The sequence below is a fragment of the Chamaesiphon sp. OTE_20_metabat_361 genome, assembly GCF_031364565.1.
Genome location: NZ_JANLWO010000116.1, coordinates 1 through 2,660, shown reverse-complemented (window position 1 = coordinate 2,660; position 2,660 = coordinate 1). Strand labels below are relative to the sequence as shown.

Annotated in this window: 3 protein-coding genes; 1 reads left to right on the top strand and 2 read right to left on the bottom strand. The window is 41.2% G+C overall.

What is annotated here, in order from left to right; genetic code table 11:
- A partial coding sequence (locus tag RMO35_RS03245) for a Coenzyme F420 hydrogenase/dehydrogenase, beta subunit C-terminal domain (protein ID WP_309738514.1) occupies window positions 1-507 on the top strand: 507 nt, incomplete at its 5' end.
- A 70-nt stretch (window positions 508-577) separates the two neighbouring features.
- Here RMO35_RS03245 and RMO35_RS03240 read toward each other — a convergent pair.
- Together RMO35_RS03240 and RMO35_RS03235 are read right to left on the bottom strand one after the other, a co-directional pair.
- Window positions 578-1,102 carry a DUF6985 domain-containing protein gene (locus RMO35_RS03240; RefSeq protein ID WP_309738513.1) on the bottom strand — a complete coding sequence of 175 codons (525 nt, stop codon included), beginning with the start codon at window positions 1,100-1,102 and terminating at the stop codon, window positions 578-580.
- Window positions 1,103-1,571: 469 nt separating this feature from the next.
- Window positions 1,572-2,561 carry a hypothetical protein gene (locus RMO35_RS03235; protein ID WP_309738512.1) on the bottom strand — a complete coding sequence of 330 codons (990 nt, stop codon included), beginning with the start codon at window positions 2,559-2,561 and terminating at the stop codon, window positions 1,572-1,574.
- Window positions 2,562-2,660: the final 99 nt, after the last annotated feature.

The window sequence follows — 2,660 nt, the reverse complement described above, 5'->3', positions numbered from 1 at the left end:
CACTTCAAACATGAAGATGGTTCGACCGAATTAGTCCCCTTCTTCGGATTGAATACCAAAGAATTAAAAGACGTATTCGCCCCATCCTGCTTGAGCTGTTTCGACTATGTAAACTCCCTCGCCGATTTAGTCGTCGGTTATATGGGCGCACCATTTGGCTGGCAATGGATCGTAGTTAGAAACGATCGCGGTCAACAGATGTTAGAGTTAGTAAATAACGCGATCGAGACTCAAGCCGTGATGTCCAAAGGCGATCGGACAGCAGCCGTTCAACAAAGCATTCCCGCCTACGATAAAGCCGTCACATTACCAATGTGGGTGGCGAAAATTATGGGTGTCGTCATCGATAAAATCGGCCCCAAAGGATTGGAATATGCGCGGTTCTCGATCGATTCTCACTTCACGCGCAATTATCTATTTACCAAGCGCAATTATCCTGAAAAGTTAGAGCAACACGTCCCAGAGTTTGCGAAGAAAATTGTCGATCGATACAAGTTGCCTGAGTAATGCAAAATCTTGAAGATTGGGTATGTATCGATCTCTACAATATAATTATGATTGAGTCAATCGACCCAAATTAGTGATGATAAACTATGTTTTCCAAACTATCATCATCATAAGCATCTGAGTTGGTTAAGTGATTATTACATGAACCAATTTTATTGACTTTAAGACCATTTTTGAAGACAATCTCTAACCCATGTTCTTGCTCCCAATCACATTTACAATGTATTAAAATATAAATGCCGCGCTCGCCATATTCACGACGCGTGACTATAAGATCTTTGCCGAATTGAATATATCTCCATATTTCTTGAGGTGATGCCACTACAATAAATTCAGGGTCTTCTGGTAGCCAACACTTATTAACATCTTGATAATACTGAAATATATATTGCTCTGCTTCCTCTAGAATAGAAACATCGATAGACAATAAGTTCGTTATTGCTACGTGAAAATCTTCTTTGTGTGGATCTTTCTCATAGCCGTCTAATACTACACGGCACATATGCCCACTGAGAACATATACAGGCATTAATTCACTATAAAAACTGTCAGACTCTCTGTGTTTGGAGAACTCGCCGACATTATCAATTCTCATTTTTTGATTTATATTAAAAATTTAAATACGAGAAAAGGAAAGTATGGTGGACAATGCCTACGAGCTAAAACCTTGCGGAGCAATAACTTAATTTAATTTTCGAGATCGATTCTAGCATCCTCAATCTCTACTATCGATCTGATGAATACTAATATTTTTATGACTCATTCGATCTCCATTGATTTGATTATCTAAATAATCTGAGTGCAAAGTAAAGATCTATCTGCATTCAAAGATTTTTAGCTTTGCTCCAGCACCGCCCTGAACTGGAAGTTCGGGCTAAGATCGAAAGTCCATTAAAATGGACTGAATTAAAATCTTACAGTCCTCTTCAGAGGACTTTTGCTCTTAGCCCCAAATTCATTTGAGGGCGTTGCTGGTACGAAGCAAACTAATTTCTCTATCCCGAACTAATATTCAACAACAATAGTGTAATTGAAAAGATAAGACTCGATAGATCGACAATCTATCAGCTCTCAACTGAACTCAGCCACTCCTCCATCTGAGCCACCGTCTGCCAACTAAACATCCCCACAATCAAATCGTCGAGTTGCTGCTCATTCAAAGCAGCGAGTTGACTCGTCACATTTTCCGTCGGTACATATCCCTGAAACTTCACACCAATAACTCTAGTGGCAGATTCCAGCTTACCTTCTAGTTTCCCTCTTTGTTCGCCCTTGCTTTCCGCCTTATCCATCTCGGCATCATACCAAGCATCGATCTCTGCCATCGTTTTCATAAACTCTTGCTCCTCTGCACTTAAACTGTTTGCTGGTAAATCTTTGAGATATACGCAATATTTGAGGCTCGCTCGTATTGTATCATTTTTCTCCCGACGCTCTGGTGATAGCTGTTCGATGCCTTCAAATGCTCGACGAGCTGATTCTTTATTCCCTAGCAGCTTCAACCACATGGTTGCTGGGCTGTATTCTAGCTGCTCGATGACGACGATGCCCATCCGCAACAGTTTGACTGTTTCGTACACGCCTGCACCAAATTCTGGGTGCGGTTTGGCTCCACATAGCTCTAAGAGTTCGGGACTACAATTGACTGTCAAAATCCAGGTGAACGGGTTTTGATTATCGATGAGCTGGAGCGATTCGGGTGATAGTTGTTGATATTTGACTGTCTGTTGGGCTTGCTTGAGGGTTGTGGCTAATTCTGCTTGTTTCGGCTCCCAATATAAGTTCTTGCGCGTGATGGATTTGTGGATGTGTTTTTCCTGAGCGTAGCCACTGTAATGCTCGATGATAATCGTCGGATGAACCTTCATGAGGGCATCGAATAACCCTAAATCTTCTTGCTGCCAACCAAATTTATCTGACTGAGCGATAAACATAAAGTCTATTTCCAGATCTTCATCGTTTCGGACTTGGATATTCTGGAGTGTCTCACCTTTGGACTGATATAAGGAACGCAGGTAAAATTTAAAAAATCGGTCGTGCTTATATTGAGCCATTAATTTATCGGAGCGCAAATCTCGTACTCATATCGTGCCACAAAATATGCTCCAACTTGCCGATCGCTATGATGTTTGAAGCCAAAGTTCTCATATACT

Coding starts and splice junctions, on each gene's coding strand:
- RMO35_RS03240 (WP_309738513.1), bottom strand. CDS start 1,102: ATGAGAATTGATAATGTCGGCGAGTTCTCCAAACACAGAGAGTCTGAC.
- RMO35_RS03235 (WP_309738512.1), bottom strand. CDS start 2,561: ATGGCTCAATATAAGCACGACCGATTTTTTAAATTTTACCTGCGTTCC.